Here is a 15,965-nt window from a genome sequence, read left to right on the forward strand (position 1 = left end):
CCCCCCCCCCCCAACCCCCCCCCCAAAAAAACCCCCGCGCCCGCGCCCCCCCCCCCGCCTTTTGTTTTCAGACCGGCGAGCCGGTCAAGCCATTTCGATCACGCCGCGTTTTGCGTCTTTCCCGCTTCCGGCGAACGCCACCGCGCGAGCAACTCGTTCCATTTGACGCGCGCGCCCTTCAGGTTATTTTCCTTCACGTGACCATAGCCGCGGATGCCGTCCGGCAGATTCGCCAGTTCTATCGCCAGCTCACGCTTCTGCGCGGTCAGACCTGCGATCAGCTCACGCACCAGCGCCTCATACTCGCCGATCAACGCACGCTCGGTACGACGCTCTTCCGTCTTGCCGAACACATCGAGCGCGGTGCCGCGCAGGAACTTGAAGCGGGCCAGCACGTGCATCGCGCTGAAAACCCAAGGGCCGTACTTCTTCTTCACCAGATGACCCTTGGCATCCTTCTTCGAGAACGTCGGCGGCGCGAGGTGAATGTGCAGTTTCCAGTCGCCTTCGAAATTCGCCTTCAGTTTTTCGATGAACGCCGGATCGCTGTACAGACGCGCGACTTCGTACTCGTCCTTGTAGGCCATCAGCTTGTGCAGGTTCTTCGCGACCGCTTCGGTCAACGGCAATTGGCTGTCGATCGAGTCGAGCGCCGACTCCGCCGCACGCACTTGCGACACCAACGCGCGATAACGGTCGGCATACGCGCGGTTCTGCCACGCCGCCAGGTAGTCGGCGCGTTTGTCGATCAACGTGTCGAGCGCCTTCGGCGTGTGCAGCGAGATGATCTTGCTGCTCGTTGTTTCCGCCGCGGCGCCGCGTCCCTGCGATTGCGCGAGCTTGCGAACCGCTGCCAGATCGTGCGCTGCACGGCGGCCCCACTCGAACGCCGCGCGGTTCTTCTCGACCTGCACGTTGTTCAACTCGATGGCGCGCATCAGCGACTGATACGTGAGCGGCACCCAGCCGCGTTGCCATGCATAGCCGAGCACGAACGGATTCGTGTAGATCGCATCGCCGAGCAGCGCGACGGCGAAGTGATTCGCGTCGACCGTATCGACCCCGTCGTCGCCCGCGGCGGCGCGCACGTCGGCTTCCGTGCTGCTGCCCGGGAAGCGCCAGTTCGGGTTCTTGATGAGCTCGGCGGTCGGCGTATGCGCGCTGTTCAACACGACGCGTGTGCGGCCCGCCTGCATGCGCGACACACATTCGTCACTGGCCGTGACGATCGCATCGCAGCCGATCACGAGACTTGCTTCGCCCATCGCGATGCGGGTCGCGTGGATGTCGGCCGGATTCTTCGCGATCTGCACGTGGCTCATCACGGCGCCTCCTTTCTGCGCGAGGCCGGTGACGTCGAGCACGGTGACGCCCTTGTTCTCCAGATGCGCAGCCATGCCGAGCAGCGCGCCGATCGTCACGACACCCGTGCCGCCCACGCCCGTCACCAGCACGCCGTACGGCCGTTCCATGGACGGCAAGTCGGGTTCCGGCACCGGCGGCATCGCGTCGCCTGCGAGGCCGGAGGCGGCCTTCGGCTTGCGCAACTGACCGCCTTCAACGGACACGAAGCTCGGGCAGAAGCCGTTCACGCATGAGAAGTCCTTGTTGCAGGTCGATTGATTGATCTGGCGTTTCGTACCGTACTCGGTATCCAGCGGCTCGACCGACAGGCAGTTCGACTTCACCGAGCAATCGCCGCAGCCTTCGCACACGGCCTCGTTGATCACGACGCGGCGCGCCGGGTCCGGGTACGTACCGCGTTTCCTGCGGCGGCGCTTTTCGGTCGCGCAAGTCTGGTCGTAGATCAGGATTGTCGTGCCGGGCACTTCGCGTAGTTGGCGCTGCACGTCGTCGAGCTTGTCGCGATGATGGATGTCGATGCCCGGCGCGAGACCGACGTTGGCCGAGTACTTTTCCGGCTCGTCGGTGACGATCACGATTTTCGTCGCGCCTTCGGCGGCGAGCTGGTGCGTGATCTGCGGCACGGTCAGCACGCCGTCGACCGGCTGGCCGCCGGTCATGGCGACCGCGTCGTTATAGAGAATCTTGTACGTGATGTTCGCCTTCGACGCGATCGCCGCGCGAATCGCCAACAGCCCTGAGTGGAAGTACGTGCCGTCGCCGAGATTGGCGAACACGTGCTTGTCGTTGCTGAACGGCGCCTGGCCGATCCACGCGACGCCTTCGCCGCCCATCTGGCTGAAGGTGCTGGTGCTGCGGTCCATCCAGACCGTCATGTAATGGCAGCCGATGCCGGCCATCGCGCGCGAGCCTTCCGGCACATTGGTCGACGTGTTGTGCGGGCAGCCCGAGCAGAACCACGGCTTGCGTTCGGCTTCGACGCGCGGCCGCGCCAGCGCCTTTTCCTTCGCTTCGATCACCGCGATGCGCGTGGCGATGCGAGCGCGCACATCGGACGGCAAGTCGAATTTGTCGAGCCGCGTGGCGATGGCCTTGGCGATGATCGCCGGCGAGAGTTCGTAGTGCGCCGGCAGCAGCCAGTTGCCCATCGGCACCGACCATTCGCCGCCCGCCCCGTCTTTTTCGTCGAACTTGCCGAACACACGCGGACGTTGCGCGTCGGGCCAGTTGTACAGCTCTTCCTTGATCGCGTATTCGAGAATCTGGCGCTTTTCCTCGACCACCAGAATTTCGTCGAGGCCGCGCGCGAAAGCCTGCGCGCCTTGCGCCTCGAGCGGCCACACGCAACCGACCTTATACAGACGGATGCCGATGCGCGAACAGGTTTCGTCATCGAGGCCGAGGTCGGTCAGCGCCTGACGCACGTCGAGATACGCCTTGCCGCCGGTCATGATGCCGAAGCGCGCATGCGGCGAATCGATTTCGACGCGATCCAGCTTGTTGGCGCGCACGTAGGCGAGCGCCGCGTACCACTTGTAGTCGAGCAGACGCGCTTCCTGCACTAGCGGCGGATCCGGCCAGCGGATATTCAGGCCGCCCTCGGGCATCGCGAAGTCGTCCGGCAGGATGATCTTTGTGCGGTGCGGGTCGATATCGACCGACGCCGACGACTCGACCACATCGGTGACGCACTTCATCGCGACCCACAGGCCGGAGTAGCGGCTCATCGCCCAGCCGTGCAGACCGAAGTCGAGATATTCCTGCACGTTCGACGGGAACAGGACGGGCAGGCCGCACGCCTTGAATATGTGTTCGGACTGGTGCGCGAGCGTGGACGATTTCGCCGCGTGGTCGTCGCCGGCGAGCACGAGAACGCCGCCGTTGCGCGCCGAGCCGGCCGAGTTGCCATGCTTGAAGACGTCGCCGGAACGGTCGACGCCTGGGCCTTTGCCGTACCACATCGAGAACACGCCGTCGTATTTGGCGCTCGGATACAGATTGACCTGCTGCGAACCCCAGACGGCCGTGGCCGCGAGGTCTTCGTTGACGCCTGGCTGGAACACGATCTGATGCGCGGCGAGATGCTGTTTCGCCTTCCACAGGGATTGGTCGAGTCCGCCGAGTGGCGATCCACGGTAACCGGAGATGAAGCCGGCGGTATTGAGCCCGGCGGCCAGGTCGCGTTCCTGCTGCAGCATCGGCAGACGCACCAGCGCCTGGATGCCGCTCATGTACGCGCGGCCGCGTTCGAGGGTGTATTTGTCGTCGAGCGTGACGGAAGACAACGCGGCTTCGAGCGAGGCTCGCTGACCTGCGTCTAGCGGGGCATTCATTATGTGTACTCCTCCAACCAGTTTGGGATCACCAAAACTTTTTTTGAGCCCCGGCATCTTGTGAATGCTTGGGCCGGGGCCGTCATCTTGACGTGTTTTAAGTGATGGTAGCACTGGTGAAAACCCGCCGCAGGCTGCCAAAAACCCCGCGTCAGCGCCACATGGCTGACAGCTGTCGCCGCCGTGCGCTCGGGGTTCGATCGTGCAACATTCGACGCCCGGCATGTAACAAGCTGTAAAAGCTACAAATCCGCGGAACCGTGGTCGAAATGCCTGTCTAACACCCCACCTGTGAGCAATGTCCGCGCAACGCTCCGCATTCGGCGGAGCTTCACGACAACAGGGCAGTTAGAAAAGGAGTACGCATGAACACGAGAAACATCCAGACCTTCCTGATGGTTTCGGCCGCATTTTTCGCCATGAGCGCACCGGTGCGCTCGAACTCGGGCAGTGCAGGAGCGCTGTCGAACGCGATAACCCGTACGGCGCAGGTCGCGCCCGCACGCATTGCCATGGACCGCGTCACGCGATCCACCAAGTCCGGCGAGGAAGACCAGAATTCGTGACGCGCCGCGCAGGCGGTGTGTCGGTTGAATAACCGGCCGTTGTCCGACCAAGGTTTGACTTGAGACAGCGGCGCCAATGAAAAGGGCGGGGATCGTGAGATCCTCGCCCTTTTCATTTGAAATCTATGTGTCCGCTCTCGTGAAGCGGCGCAGGCCGTCAGACTTTGTCTTGCACCACGCCACGGCGAATCTGATCCAGTTCGATCGATTCGAACAGCGCCTTGAAGTTGCCTTCGCCAAAGCCCTGATTGCCCTTGCGCTGAATGATCTCGAAGAAGATCGGGCCGATCTGGTTTTCGGTGAAGATCTGCAGCAGCAGATCATCGGGTGCGCCGTCGATCAGGATCTTGCGTTTGCGCAATTCGTCGAGCGGTTCGCCATGATTCGGCACGCGGCGATCGACCAGTTCGTAATAAGTGTCGATCGTGTCGAGCAGCGAGATGTTCGACGCGCGCAAGCCGTCCACCGTGCGGTAGATGTCGTTGCTGCCAAGGGCAATGTGCTGAATGCCTTCGCCGTGGTATGCGTCGAGATATTCCTGAATCTGGCCGGCGGTTTCCGAACCTTCTTCATTGATCGGGATGCGGATCTTGCCGCACGGCGAGGTCATCGCCTTCGACTTCACGCCCGTCACCTTGCCTTCGATGTCGAAATAACGCACTTCGCGGAAGTTGAACAGACGTTCGTAGAACTCCGCCCATTCCTGCATCCGGCCGCGATGCACGTTGTGCGTCAGATGGTCGATGTAGGTCAAGCCGTGGCCGACCGGGTTCGGATTCGCGCCCGCAATGGGTTCGAAGTCGACATCGTAAATGTCGATGTTGCCGATGCTGTTCGGCTCGGCGCCGTTCTTGCCGCGCCAGCGGTCGACGAAATAGATCAGCGAGTCGCCAATGCCTTTGATCGCCGGAATGTTCAGTTCCATCGGGCCGGTTTTGTTGTCGAAGCCCCAGGCGCCTTTTTCCAGAGCCTGCTTGTATGCCTTGGCGGCGTCCTGAACGCGGAAAGCGATCGCGCAGATCGACGGGCCGTGCAGGCGCGTGAAGCGTTGCGCGAACGAATCCGGCTCCCCGTTGACGATGAAGTTGATTTCCCCTTGGCGATACAGCGTCACGTCTTTATGACGATGCCGCGCGACGGCGGTGAAGCCCATCTGCTCGAAGAGCTTGCCGAGCGCCTTCGGATCCGGTGCGGTGTATTCGATGAATTCGAAGCCGTCGGTGCCGAGCGGATTTTCCCAAGTTGAAACCTGCATTGTCTGTCTCCTGTCCTGATATGCGCTGGCGCGAGCGGGGATGTGCGATTGAGCGCGACTCAATGACGCAAGTGTAAAGGCCTGTCAGCGGCGAAAACTTGCGAAATTAATCGCACATCGCTACGCTGGCGCTAGTTTCTAGCGCAATATTTCGAATGGCGAGCAGAAAATGGCCAATATAGAGATAGACGCCATCGACAGGCGGATTCTGGCGATCCTTCAGGAGAATGGCCGGCTGTCGAACCAGGAGATCGCCGAGCGCATCAATCTTTCGCCGAGTCCGTGTCTGCGGCGTATCCGTCGGCTGGAAGAGAGCGGTGTGATCCGCGGCTATGTCGCGTTGCTCGATGCGCAGCGGCTCGGACTCGACTTGCTCGCGTACGTGAACGTGCGGCTGGAAAAGCGCGGCGGTCCGGCGCTCAGTCCGCGCGGCGACGCCACGCACGCCGATCTGTTTCGCGCGGCCGTCCAGGCGTGGCCGGAAGTGGTGGCGTGTCATGCGATGACTGGCGAGATGGACTATCTGCTGCGCGTCCAGGTGGAGGACATGGCGCACTTTTCGCGCTTTGTGCAGGACCAGTTGCTGCACCATCCGTCGGTGATCGACGTGAAAACGAGCTTTTCACTGGAAAAGATCAAGGAGACGACGGCGCTGCCGATTTTGTGAGCCCGACGGCGTCGCGCCGAGGCGTCATCGCAAACAAAAAGGGCAGCCAAAAGCCGCCCTTTGTTTTTTCGCCGAGGCGCGAGCCTCTTAGGCCGCAACAGCCGTCGGCATGAACGATTCGAACAGCTTCGACGCCTGACGCGCTTGCCGCTTGAGCGCGTAGTCGAACACCGCAGCCTGCTCCTGCAGCATTTCAGCGATGATGCTTGATTGATCCGCCGGCGGCAGCGTGAGGTAAGCGTCGGCCTCGCCATAGGCGTATTCGATCTTCATGCCGGCCTTCTTCGCGATGTGCATCATGGTCGAATTGCGCGACAGGCAGTGCATATACAGCATGGTGACACGCGTATTGCGGCTGCGAATGGCGGCGCGCTCGAACAGTTTCGAGCCGATGCCCTGGCCGCGAACGCTTTCCAGCACGGACACGCCGAACTCGGCCGTGCGCTTGTCGCCTTCGGCAGGCAGATAGGCCAGATGGCCGACGCCGGTCAGCTGCAATTGATTGTTGAAGACGCCGAAGACGGTGTCACGCTTGAAGTCGATTGCGCGAACATAGTTTTCGATGACGTGATCCGGCACGATCTGGCCGAAGCGCAGGAGTCGGTCGTCTTCGTCGAGCGCGAGGAAGTGGGTCAGCAGACGTTCGCGGTCGACAGCGGTGAGCTCGCGGACCAGAGCAGGCGCACGACCGGCTGGCTGCGTCAAACGATCGTGCGCGACGATCGGCTCAGCGGCGCGGGGTGTAATCAAGTTCATGGTCGGGTTCTCCTTTTAGTCGAGCGGTGTGGTGCACCGCAAAAGCAATTTTAGCGGAGATCCAGACCGATCACTAGGGAAAACCCGTATCAATATTTGAAGGGGATGCCTAAAAAGGTTCCGCCCTATTTTTAGATCATTGATTTTTAATAATAAATAAATGGAACGGGCGTTCGTGACACGATGTCGCACATCGGCCACTTCGGACCATTATTTCATCTGAATATTGCTGCAGCGCGGAATCAGGCCGGGTTTGAACTCAATCCGTGGTCTACCATGCCGACGACCTGCTCGGCAAATTCACGGTAGCCCATCCGGCCGTCCGGCTTCAGCCAGGTGAATGTCCAGTTGATCATGCCGAACACCATCATGGTGAGCGCGGTCTGGTTGTCGCGCGTGGCGCGCTCCGGATACGCGCGGGCCAACTGCCGCGCGAAAGCCGCGACCACGTCGCGCTGACGGTTCAGGATCACCTCGCGCTGGGTATCGACCAGATACTTCACGTCGTTCAACAGCGCGACGTGCCGGCTGTGCGACGTCTCATATTCCGACAGAAACGCCCGAATCAGCTCGGCGAAGGTTTCCCGCTCTGACAAGCCGCGCCGCTGACTCGCGCCTTCCACCTCGGCGATGATCAGCATCAGCCGCTTGGTGTAACGGTCCAGCAGATCGAACAGGATCGCTTCCTTGCTCGCGTAGTAGTGGTAGAGCCGCGCTTTCGAGGTGCCGCTCGCGGCGGCGAGATCGGCCATCGAGGTGCTCGGATAGCTGGTCTGGGCGAATTTTGCTGCCGCGAGCTCGAGAATCCGCTCGCGCTGGGTTTCGTGGTCGGGGGCACGGGTGCGGGCCATAGTCGTCTGTTCTATTAATGTGGACAGGGGGCGAACGCCGCGCACAATTCCAGCCTGCGCCATGCGTTCGCGTCGCCGCGCAGCTTGATACGCCGGGTCGCGGCCAGTTCGCGCAAGCGCCACAGCACAATGCTGTCGCTGACCAGGAAGCCGAGTTCGGCGGCCATCAATTCGGCGGCGACCCGCGCGGCGGGCTGCCAGTCTTCAGTGACCCGTTCGAGAATCAGCGCGTCCAGTTCCGTGAAGCTGCCGCTCGTAAACGTATTGTCGCGCCAGCGCCGCGTTTCGCCGTTCGCGTGTTTGACTTCCTGCCATTCGAGCGCGAGCCGGCTGATGCGCAGCACGGAAATCGGCGCGGCGTCCGGCAGCCGGGATTGCAGCACGGCCGGCGCGAACATGCCGACCGACGTCGCGCAGTCTTTGCGGCTGTGCGCCCACGCGCCCGGATCGGTGAGATTGCGAATCGACAGACGCACTTCGTTCAGGCGCTGCGGGCTGTTGCGCAGGTGATAGCAGACGCGACGCAGCATCAATTGATCCGATGCGCTTTCGCCGTGCCACACCACCAGATTTGCCTCGCCGCGCGCGATGTTCTCCAGCGCCGCGGCCTGTTCGCGGAATTCCCGGAGGAAATCGCGCCGGGTGTCCGCGCTCACGCGATCCCAGAAGTCCGCGCGCACGTCCGGCGCGTCGTCGACGCCGCGTAGCGGGCCGACCGCGAGATCGTCGCGCAATGCGTGCACGCGATCGTCGCGGCCCGCATCCCGCAATGCGGTGCGCAGTGACTCGGCGGCGACATCGCCGTTGGTGAGGTGGATCGTGCTCATCGGCAGGGGCGCAGGGCGGTTAACAACACTAGGGGCCGCTCGGCGACCGGAACAGGTGTCCGATCGCGAGCGGCCCCTAGTGTAAGCGGATCGCGGAACTGCTGAAAGCGCGGCGGACGTCTAGCAGGCTCGTCCGCCGCATGTGGCTCAACGTTCGTCGTAGCTCACCACCACGCGGTCGCTGATCGGATGGCACTGGCACGTCAGCACGAAACCGTCGCGGATTTCGTGTTCTTCTAGCGTGTAGTTCTTTTCCATCTTCACTTCGCCTTCCAGCACCTTTGCGCGGCAGGTGCAGCAGACGCCGCCTTTGCACGCATAAGGCAGCGCGAGGCCGGCGCGCAGGCCGACGTCGAGCACGCTCACGCCCTGATACGGCAGGCGCAGCTTACGGCGTTTCCCGTCGAGCACGATTTCGAGGTCGGCGGCCGGCGTGTCTTCGGTGATTTCCACCGGCGGCACGCCCGCTTGCGGCAGCGGCGAGCCGAAGCGCTCCACGTGCACCTTTTCCGGCGGCACGCCGGCGGCTTTCAGCGCGGCTTCGGCGGCGTCCATCATCGGACCGGGGCCGCAAATGAAGGCTTCGTCGATCGCCTCGGCCGGCAGCAGATTCTCGATGAAGGCCGCGCACTTCTCCTGATCGAGCACGCCGTTGAACAGCTCGACGTCCTGCAGATCGTCGGACAGCACGTGATAGAGCACGAAGCGGTTCATGAAGCGGTTCTTCAGATCCTCGAGTTCTTCCGCGAACATGATCTGATCGACGCTGCGGTTGCCGTACACCAGCGTAAAGGTGCTGCGCGGTTCGACTTCCAGCGTCGTCTTGATGATGGCCAGCACCGGCGTAATGCCAGAACCGCCCGAGAACGCCAGGTATTGCTGGCCCTGATCGACGTTCAGATGGGTGAAGAAACGCCCGTCCGGCGTCATCACCTCGATCGTGTGGCCGGGCTGCAACGTGTCGAAGGCGAAGTTCGAGAAGCGCCCGCCGCGTACGCGCTTGATGCCGATGCGCAATTCGCCGTCGCGGTCGTAATCGGTGACGCCCACACAGATCGAATACGAACGGCGCGTTTCCTCACCGTCGATATGCGTCTTCAGCGTGACGAACTGGCCTTGCGTGAAGCGATAGTGGTCGCGCAGGTCGGCGGGGACTTCGAAGGCGACCGAAACCGAATCGGCGGTTTCGGGCCGCACTTCGCGGATACGCAGCGGGTGAAATTGCGGGGTGGCCATATCAGTATGGTTTGAAGTAGTCGAAGGGTTCGCGGCAGTCGAGGCAGCGGTACAAGGCTTTGCAGGCGGTCGAGCCGAATTGCGCGAGACGCTCGGTGTGCGCCGAGCCGCAACGCGGGCACGATGGCGCGGGCAGCGCGCGGGGCACGAAGCGCATCACTTTTTCCTGCACGGGCGCGGGCGAACCGCAATTGCCCGTGGGCGGCGCGATGCCATAGGCGCGCAGCTTTTCGCGCGCGTCGGCGGTCATCCAGTCGGTCGTCCAGGCTGGCGCTAGCACCGTGGCGACCCGATAAGGCTTGAGCTCCGCCACGTCGAGCGCATGCGCGACGTCCTCGGCAATCTGCGACATGGCCGGGCAACCGGAGTAGGTCGGCGTGATCACGACTTCGAGCGTGCCGTCGGCGGCGCGCCGCACGTCGCGCAGAATGCCGAGCTCGCGAATCGACACCACCGGAATCTCCGGATCGGGCACCGTTTCGAGCGCGGCCCATGCGCGTTCCACAGCGGCGTCGGTCGTGTCGGTCATGTCGTTTGTGCGAAGGGCAGTCGAAGTCGTCATCGTCGGATTACCAGGTGGCGCCGGGATGCTGGCGTGCAAGGCTCTGCATTTCGGCCAGCACGAAGCCCATGTGCTCGGAATGCTCGCCGTGCTTGCCGGTCGTGATGTGCTTGACCGGTTCGGGCAGCGTCAAGGTGGCTTCGTCGAGCGTGGCGCGCACGTCGTCGAGCCATGCCGCTTCGAGGTCCGACGTCAACGGGCCGATGCCGGCGGCTGCAATCGTCTCTTCCACGACGTCCGTGCTGAAGAACTCCCGCGTGTACGGCACCAGATAGTCCAGCGCGGCTTGCGCGCGGCGATGCGATTCCTCGGTGCCGTCGCCGAAACGAATCAGCCACTCGCGCGCGTGATGCACGTGATAGCTGGTTTCCTTGATTGACTTCGACGCGATTGCCGCCAGTTGCTCGTCGGTGGACGCCGTGAGCGCCGTCCAGAGATGCGCCATCAACGTCGAGTAGAGGAAATTGCGGACGATCGTGACCGCGTAATCCTTCTCGGTTTTCGCCGTGGCCGACAGCGGGCCGACATGCGGCAATTCGGCGAGCGTGTAGTTGGCGAACTCGCGCTCGGCGCGAAAGTACGCGTAGTCGTCTTCCGTGCGGCTTTTGCCGGTGAGCTGCTGCTCGAGCGAGGCGGCATGCGTGTACAGCAGGCGCGCCTGGCCGATCAGGTCGAGGCTCATGTTCGACAGCGCGATGTCCTCTTCGAGGATCGGGCCGTGGCCGCACCATTCGGTATTGCGCTGACCGAGGATCAGCGCGGTATCCGCGAGGCGCAGCACGTATTGGAGATGTTGGGGCGTGATGTCCATGGCCGCGCTTACATGTGGTTGACTTCGTCGGGGAGCGTGTAGAACGTCGGGTGGCGATAGATCTTGTCGCCAGCCGGTTCGAACAGCTCCGCCTTGTCTTCCGGTGCGGACGCCGTAATCGCCGACGACGGCACCACCCAGATGCTCACGCCTTCCTGGCGGCGCGTGTAGACGTCGCGCGCCATGCGCAGCGCCATCGGCGCGTCGGCGGCGTGCAGGCTACCGCAGTGTTTGTGGTCGAGTCCCTGCTTGCTGCGCACGAAGACTTCCCAAATCGGCCATTCCTTGTTCATTGCAGATCTCCTGAGATTCTTTGTCTGGCATGCCGCGCTGCTTAGGCGGCGTGCTGTTGTGCGCGCTGGCGCTGCTTGTCGGCGTGGGCGAGGGCGGCTTCGCGGACCCAGGCGCCGTCGTCGTGGGCTTTGACGCGGGTGGCGAGACGCTCGCGGTTGCACGGGCCGTCGCCGTTCACCACGCGCCAGAATTCTTCCCAGTCGATGTCGCCGTAGTCGTGATGGCCGCGCGCTTCGTTCCATTTCAGGTCCGGATCGGGCAGCGTGACGCCGAGCACCTTGGCCTGGTCGACGGTGGCGTCGACGAATTTCTGGCGCAGGTCGTCGTTCGAGATGCGCTTGATGCCCCATTTCGACGACTGATTGCTGTGGATCGAATCCTTGTCGCTCGGGCCGAACATCATCAACACCGGCCACCACCAGCGATTCACGGCCTGCTGGACCAGTTCGCGTTGTGCTTCGGTGCCGGCCATCATCGACATGAGCGCGTCGAAACCCTGGCGTTGGTGGAACGACTCTTCCTTGCAAATGCGGATCATGGCGCGCGCATACGGGCCATAGGTGCAACGGCACAGCGGAATCTGGTTCATGATCGCCGCGCCATCCACGAGCCAGCCGATCACGCCAACGTCGGCCCATGTGGGCGTCGGGTAATTGAAGATGCTCGAATACTTGGCTTTGCCCGAGTGCAGCGCCGCGATCAACTGGTCGCGGGACACGCCGAGCGTTTCCGCCGCGCTATATAGATAGAGGCCGTGGCCGGCTTCGTCCTGCACTTTGGCAAGCAGAATCGCCTTGCGCTTCAAGCTGGGCGCGCGCGTGATCCAGTTGCCCTCCGGCAGCATGCCGACGATTTCCGAATGCGCGTGTTGCGAGATTTGCCGGACCAGCGTCTTGCGATAGGCCTCCGGCATCCAGTCCTGAGCTTCGATCTTGCCGTCGGCGGCCATGACCGCGTCGAATTGCGTCTGCTCGGACGAGTCCGCGCCCGCATCCAGCGGGGCGACATTGCCGGGAATATCCAGGGATTGCGTGTACATGGGGACGCTCTCTGCGGAAGTTGTCTGTGTGCGCACAGTATAAGCCAACCGACCGGTCGGTTAATAAATTTTTTGAGATGGGTCGATCGGGCCGATAGGGAAGGAACGGACTGGTTACAAAAGGCGTTTCGTCTGTGCCGACGCCCCGCCCCCACACTAAACCTATAAAATTGCGAATTGGCCGCGATTTGCGGCCTTCCTGCATCCCCCGGTACTCATGTTACGTCTAAGCGAAATCAAACTCCCGCTCGATCATCCCGAGAGCGCCCTCGAAGCCGCCGTGCGTGCGCGCCTCGCGGAACTCGGCGTAGCCGCGGACGGGCTCATCCGATACACCGTGTTTCGCCGCGCGCACGATGCGCGCAAGCGCGCCGACATCAAGCTCACCTACATCGTCGATGTCGAGGTCACGGATGAAGCAGCGGCGCTCAAGCGGCTCGCCGACGTGCCACATTGCGGCGTGACGCCAGACATGGCCTACCGGTTCGTCGCCAAAGCGCCGGCGCAGATGACCGCGCTGCGCCCCGTCGTGATCGGCATGGGTCCGTGCGGCCTGTTCGCCGGGCTGATCCTGGCGCAAATGGGCTTTCGGCCGATCATCCTCGAGCGCGGCAAGGCCGTGCGCGAGCGCACCAAGGACACGTTCGGCCTGTGGCGCAAGTCGGTGCTCAATCCCGAGTCGAATGTGCAGTTCGGCGAGGGCGGCGCGGGCACGTTCTCGGACGGCAAGCTGTACAGCCAGATCAAGGATCCGAAGCACTACGGCCGCAAGGTGCTCGACGAATTCGTGCGGGCCGGCGCGCCGGAAGACATTCTGTACCTGAGCCGGCCGCATATCGGCACGTTCCGGCTGGTGAGCATGGTCGAAAAAATGCGCGCGACCATTCATGAGCTGGGCGGCGAAGTTCGTTTCGAATCCCGTGTCGACGACATCGAGATCGATCAGGGCAAGGTGCGCGGGCTGAAGCTGTCGACTGGCGAAACGCTGCGCTGCGATCATGTAGTGCTGGCGGTCGGGCATAGCGCGCGCGACACCTTCCAGATGCTGAACGATCGCGGCGTCTATATCGAGGCGAAGCCGTTTTCACTCGGGTTCCGCATTGAACATCCGCAAGGTTTGATCGACCGTAGCCGTTTCGGCAAGTTTGCCGGTCACAAGCAGCTTGGCGCCGCCGACTATAAGGTGGTGCATCACTGCAGCAACGGCCGCGCCGTCTACAGTTTTTGCATGTGCCCGGGCGGCACCGTGGTGGCGGCGACCTCCGAGCCAGGCCGCGTCGTGACCAACGGCATGAGCCAGTATTCGCGGGCGGAGCGCAATGCCAACGCGGGGATCGTCGTCGGCATCACGCCGGATGACTATCCGGGCGGCCCGCTTGCCGGGATCGCTTTTCAGCGCAAGTGGGAAGAGCGGGCTTTCGAGCTTGGTGGCGGCAACTATATGGCGCCGGGCCAACTGGTCGGCGACTTTATCGCCGGGCGGCCTTCCACGTCGCTGGGTTCGGTGGTGCCGTCGTACAAGCCGGGCGTGCATCCAACCGATCTCAGCACCGCGCTTCCCGACTACGTGATCGAGGCCATTCGCGAAGCGCTGCCGCAGATGGACAAGAAGATAGCCGGCTTTGCGATGCACGACGCGGTGCTGACGGGCGTCGAGACGAGAACGTCGTCGCCGATTCGCGTGCGTCGGCGGGACGACTATCAGAGCATGAACGTCGAAGGTTTGTATCCGGCTGGCGAAGGCGCAGGGTATGCCGGTGGGATCTACTCGGCGGCCATCGACGGAATCGAAGTCGCTGAAGCGCTCGCGTTGAAGATGGCCGGGGCGCAGACGGCCTGAGTCGGCGGAGCGCGGGAATGCCGTCGCGCAGACCCGCGACGGCTGGTGCGATCGGGCACAATGCACGTTTCGCCTCGAAACGACCACCCGAATGACCATTCGCACCCTGGCTGCCGCATGCGGCGCGGCGCTGCTTGCCCAATTTGCTGTTTCCCCAACCGTTTTCGCAGCCGACGCCCCGGCACATTGGGTCACCGCGTGGGCGACGGCGCTGCAACCCATCCCGCAGCGGGCGGACTTGCCGCCGCTCTATCGCGCACCGGAAGTAGCCGGGCGCACGGTTCGCCAGATTGTCTACCCGACGCTGTCGGGAAAGTCGGCTCGGATCCACCTCAGCAATCGGTACGGCAAAACTCCGCTCGTCATCGAAGATCTGCGTATCGCGCGCTCGGCGGGCGGCGCGGCGGCGGCTGGTAACGGCGAGACGCGCGTGACGTTCGGTGGCAAGAGCGCGGTCTCGATTGCGCCGGGCGGCGAGTTGGACAGCGACCCGGTCGCTATCGACATTGCCGGAGGTGCGCCCTATGCCGTCAGCGCGTTTATGGGGCCCGAGCAGCGTATCGTGGCTTGGCACCGTGTGTCGAACCAGGTGAACTACGTTTCGGCGCCGGGTAATCACGCGGCGGACGCCTCTGCGGAAGCGTTTCGCGGCCGGTTCACGCAATATGTATGGGTGACAGGGTTGTCGGTGGACGCGGCGCCTGCGTCTGGCGCCGTTGCCGCGATCGGCGACTCGATCACGGACGGCATGCGCTCGAGCCTGAATCAGAATCGACGCTGGCCGGATGCGTTGGCGCGTCGGTTGGCCGTTAGCGGCGACCGGTCGACCGCGATCGTCAATCTTGGGATCAGCGGCAACCGCTTGCTGAGCGACTCTCCCTGCTACGGCGACGCGCTCGCGACGCGCTTCGAGCACGACGTGCTCGCGCCTCCGGGCGTCAAGACGGCGATTCTGCTGATCGGCATCAATGACATCAACTTCGCAGCGATGCCGCCGCGTAAGGGTCTCGACTGCGACTTCCCGCACACGTCGGTGACAGCTGCGGACCTGATCGCCGGGTACCAACGGTTGATCGCCGCCGCGCGGCACGCGGGCGTGAAGGTCTTCGGCGCAACGTTGACGCCGGCGTCGCTTCCGTCGCAGCGAGAAAGCGTCAGGCTCGCCGTCAACCAGTGGATCCGGACCAGCCACGCTTTCGACGGGGTTGTGGATTTCGACGCCGCGCTACGTGATCCGGCGCAGCCTGACCGCTTGCAGCGCACCTTTGATAGCGGCGATCACGTCCATCCTAGCGATGCCGGCTATGCAGCAATGGCCGAGGCAATTCCGATGGACGCGGTGGTGAAATCGACCCGCAAGTGAGCCGTCAAAAAAAGATTTCGGTCAAACCCTTGTCATATCGCTGATGTTCGCCTAAGATTCGCCTCCTCGTTTGCGAACGAGGGCCGCGGCAGAAACCAGCGGCCGTAGCGTCAACAACGTTTTAAGCGAAAGCGAAAAAATGTTGTTGACGAAACGAAAAAGAGCCTTCATAATCTCGTTTCTCTGCTGCTGATGCAGCA

At 63.0% G+C, this 15,965-nt stretch carries 14 protein-coding genes; 4 read left to right on the top strand and 10 right to left on the bottom strand.

Features of this window, described 5'->3' with window-relative positions; all coding sequences use genetic code 11:
• Window positions 1-98: 98 nt before the first annotated feature.
• Entirely contained in the window at window positions 99-3,698 is a 3,600-nt protein-coding gene (locus PQR32_RS41130) for an indolepyruvate ferredoxin oxidoreductase family protein (RefSeq protein WP_408241332.1), read from the bottom strand.
• A gap of 365 nt (window positions 3,699-4,063) precedes the next feature.
• Here PQR32_RS41130 and PQR32_RS41135 point away from each other — a divergent pair, with 365 nt between their 5' ends.
• Complete coding sequence (locus PQR32_RS41135) at window positions 4,064-4,264, top strand: hypothetical protein (RefSeq protein WP_408241335.1); 201 nt, start codon at window positions 4,064-4,066, stop codon at window positions 4,262-4,264.
• Window positions 4,265-4,421: 157 nt separating this feature from the next.
• Here the strand turns inward: PQR32_RS41135 and hppD are convergent, their stop codons facing one another.
• Window positions 4,422-5,519 (bottom strand): 4-hydroxyphenylpyruvate dioxygenase, encoded by a 1,098-nt coding sequence (gene hppD / locus PQR32_RS41140; protein WP_408241338.1) that lies wholly within the window; start codon window positions 5,517-5,519, stop codon window positions 4,422-4,424.
• Between the two features lie 169 nt (window positions 5,520-5,688).
• Between hppD and PQR32_RS41145 the strand changes: the two genes are divergently transcribed.
• A complete protein-coding gene (locus tag PQR32_RS41145) occupies window positions 5,689-6,186 on the top strand; it encodes an Lrp/AsnC family transcriptional regulator (protein ID WP_128585324.1) in 498 nt (165 codons plus the stop codon).
• An 87-nt stretch (window positions 6,187-6,273) separates the two neighbouring features.
• Here PQR32_RS41145 and PQR32_RS41150 read toward each other — a convergent pair whose 3' ends face one another.
• From PQR32_RS41150 to paaA, 8 genes are all read right to left on the bottom strand, one after another.
• Window positions 6,274-6,942 carry a GNAT family N-acetyltransferase gene (locus tag PQR32_RS41150; RefSeq protein ID WP_408241341.1) on the bottom strand — a complete coding sequence of 223 codons (669 nt, stop codon included), beginning with the start codon at window positions 6,940-6,942 and terminating at the stop codon, window positions 6,274-6,276.
• Window positions 6,943-7,184: 242 nt separating this feature from the next.
• Entirely contained in the window at window positions 7,185-7,793 is a 609-nt protein-coding gene (locus tag PQR32_RS41155) for a TetR/AcrR family transcriptional regulator (protein ID WP_408241362.1), read from the bottom strand.
• Window positions 7,794-7,807: 14 nt separating this feature from the next.
• Window positions 7,808-8,620 (bottom strand): DUF1835 domain-containing protein, encoded by an 813-nt coding sequence (locus tag PQR32_RS41160; RefSeq protein WP_408241344.1) that lies wholly within the window; start codon window positions 8,618-8,620, stop codon window positions 7,808-7,810.
• A gap of 147 nt (window positions 8,621-8,767) precedes the next feature.
• On the bottom strand, window positions 8,768-9,856 hold the full coding sequence (gene paaE, locus PQR32_RS41165; protein ID WP_408241347.1) for a 1,2-phenylacetyl-CoA epoxidase subunit PaaE: 1,089 nt from the start codon (window positions 9,854-9,856) through the stop codon (window positions 8,768-8,770).
• Window position 9,857: 1 nt separating this feature from the next.
• The gene (paaD, locus tag PQR32_RS41170) at window positions 9,858-10,418 is read right to left on the bottom strand and encodes a 1,2-phenylacetyl-CoA epoxidase subunit PaaD (RefSeq protein ID WP_408241350.1); all 561 of its coding nucleotides are present in this window, start codon (window positions 10,416-10,418) and stop codon (window positions 9,858-9,860) included.
• A gap of 7 nt (window positions 10,419-10,425) precedes the next feature.
• Window positions 10,426-11,229 (bottom strand): 1,2-phenylacetyl-CoA epoxidase subunit PaaC, encoded by an 804-nt coding sequence (gene paaC / locus PQR32_RS41175; RefSeq protein WP_408241353.1) that lies wholly within the window; start codon window positions 11,227-11,229, stop codon window positions 10,426-10,428.
• An 8-nt stretch (window positions 11,230-11,237) separates the two neighbouring features.
• A complete protein-coding gene (gene paaB, locus PQR32_RS41180) occupies window positions 11,238-11,522 on the bottom strand; it encodes a 1,2-phenylacetyl-CoA epoxidase subunit PaaB (protein ID WP_007179854.1) in 285 nt (94 codons plus the stop codon).
• Between the two features lie 41 nt (window positions 11,523-11,563).
• Window positions 11,564-12,562 (bottom strand): 1,2-phenylacetyl-CoA epoxidase subunit PaaA, encoded by a 999-nt coding sequence (gene paaA, locus PQR32_RS41185; protein WP_132376687.1) that lies wholly within the window; start codon window positions 12,560-12,562, stop codon window positions 11,564-11,566.
• A 217-nt stretch (window positions 12,563-12,779) separates the two neighbouring features.
• Here paaA and PQR32_RS41190 point away from each other — a divergent pair, with 217 nt between their 5' ends.
• Entirely contained in the window at window positions 12,780-14,402 is a 1,623-nt protein-coding gene (locus PQR32_RS41190) for an NAD(P)/FAD-dependent oxidoreductase (RefSeq protein ID WP_408241356.1), read from the top strand.
• 91 nt (window positions 14,403-14,493) lie between these two features.
• A complete protein-coding gene (locus PQR32_RS41195; protein ID WP_408241359.1) occupies window positions 14,494-15,765 on the top strand; it encodes an SGNH/GDSL hydrolase family protein in 1,272 nt (423 codons plus the stop codon).
• Window positions 15,766-15,965: the final 200 nt, after the last annotated feature.

The organism is Paraburkholderia dipogonis (genome assembly GCF_046027395.1).
GTDB classification, from domain to species: domain Bacteria; phylum Pseudomonadota; class Gammaproteobacteria; order Burkholderiales; family Burkholderiaceae; genus Paraburkholderia; species Paraburkholderia dipogonis_A.

Bases quoted from the DNA above. Each gene is read 5' to 3' on its own strand.
- PQR32_RS41130 (WP_408241332.1), bottom strand. From the start codon at position 3,698: ATGAATGCCCCGCTAGACGCAGGTCAGCGAGCCTCGCTCGAAGCCGCG.
- paaC (WP_408241353.1), bottom strand. From the start codon at position 11,229: ATGGACATCACGCCCCAACATCTCCAATACGTGCTGCGCCTCGCGGAT.
- hppD (WP_408241338.1), bottom strand. From the start codon at position 5,519: ATGCAGGTTTCAACTTGGGAAAATCCGCTCGGCACCGACGGCTTCGAA.
- PQR32_RS41160 (WP_408241344.1), bottom strand. From the start codon at position 8,620: ATGAGCACGATCCACCTCACCAACGGCGATGTCGCCGCCGAGTCACTG.
- PQR32_RS41195 (WP_408241359.1), top strand. From the start codon at position 14,494: ATGACCATTCGCACCCTGGCTGCCGCATGCGGCGCGGCGCTGCTTGCC.
- PQR32_RS41155 (WP_408241362.1), bottom strand. From the start codon at position 7,793: ATGGCCCGCACCCGTGCCCCCGACCACGAAACCCAGCGCGAGCGGATT.
- PQR32_RS41150 (WP_408241341.1), bottom strand. From the start codon at position 6,942: ATGAACTTGATTACACCCCGCGCCGCTGAGCCGATCGTCGCGCACGAT.
- paaA (WP_132376687.1), bottom strand. From the start codon at position 12,562: ATGTACACGCAATCCCTGGATATTCCCGGCAATGTCGCCCCGCTGGAT.
- paaD (WP_408241350.1), bottom strand. From the start codon at position 10,418: ATGACGACTTCGACTGCCCTTCGCACAAACGACATGACCGACACGACC.
- PQR32_RS41135 (WP_408241335.1), top strand. From the start codon at position 4,064: ATGAACACGAGAAACATCCAGACCTTCCTGATGGTTTCGGCCGCATTT.
- PQR32_RS41145 (WP_128585324.1), top strand. From the start codon at position 5,689: ATGGCCAATATAGAGATAGACGCCATCGACAGGCGGATTCTGGCGATC.
- paaB (WP_007179854.1), bottom strand. From the start codon at position 11,522: ATGAACAAGGAATGGCCGATTTGGGAAGTCTTCGTGCGCAGCAAGCAG.
- paaE (WP_408241347.1), bottom strand. From the start codon at position 9,856: ATGGCCACCCCGCAATTTCACCCGCTGCGTATCCGCGAAGTGCGGCCC.
- PQR32_RS41190 (WP_408241356.1), top strand. From the start codon at position 12,780: ATGTTACGTCTAAGCGAAATCAAACTCCCGCTCGATCATCCCGAGAGC.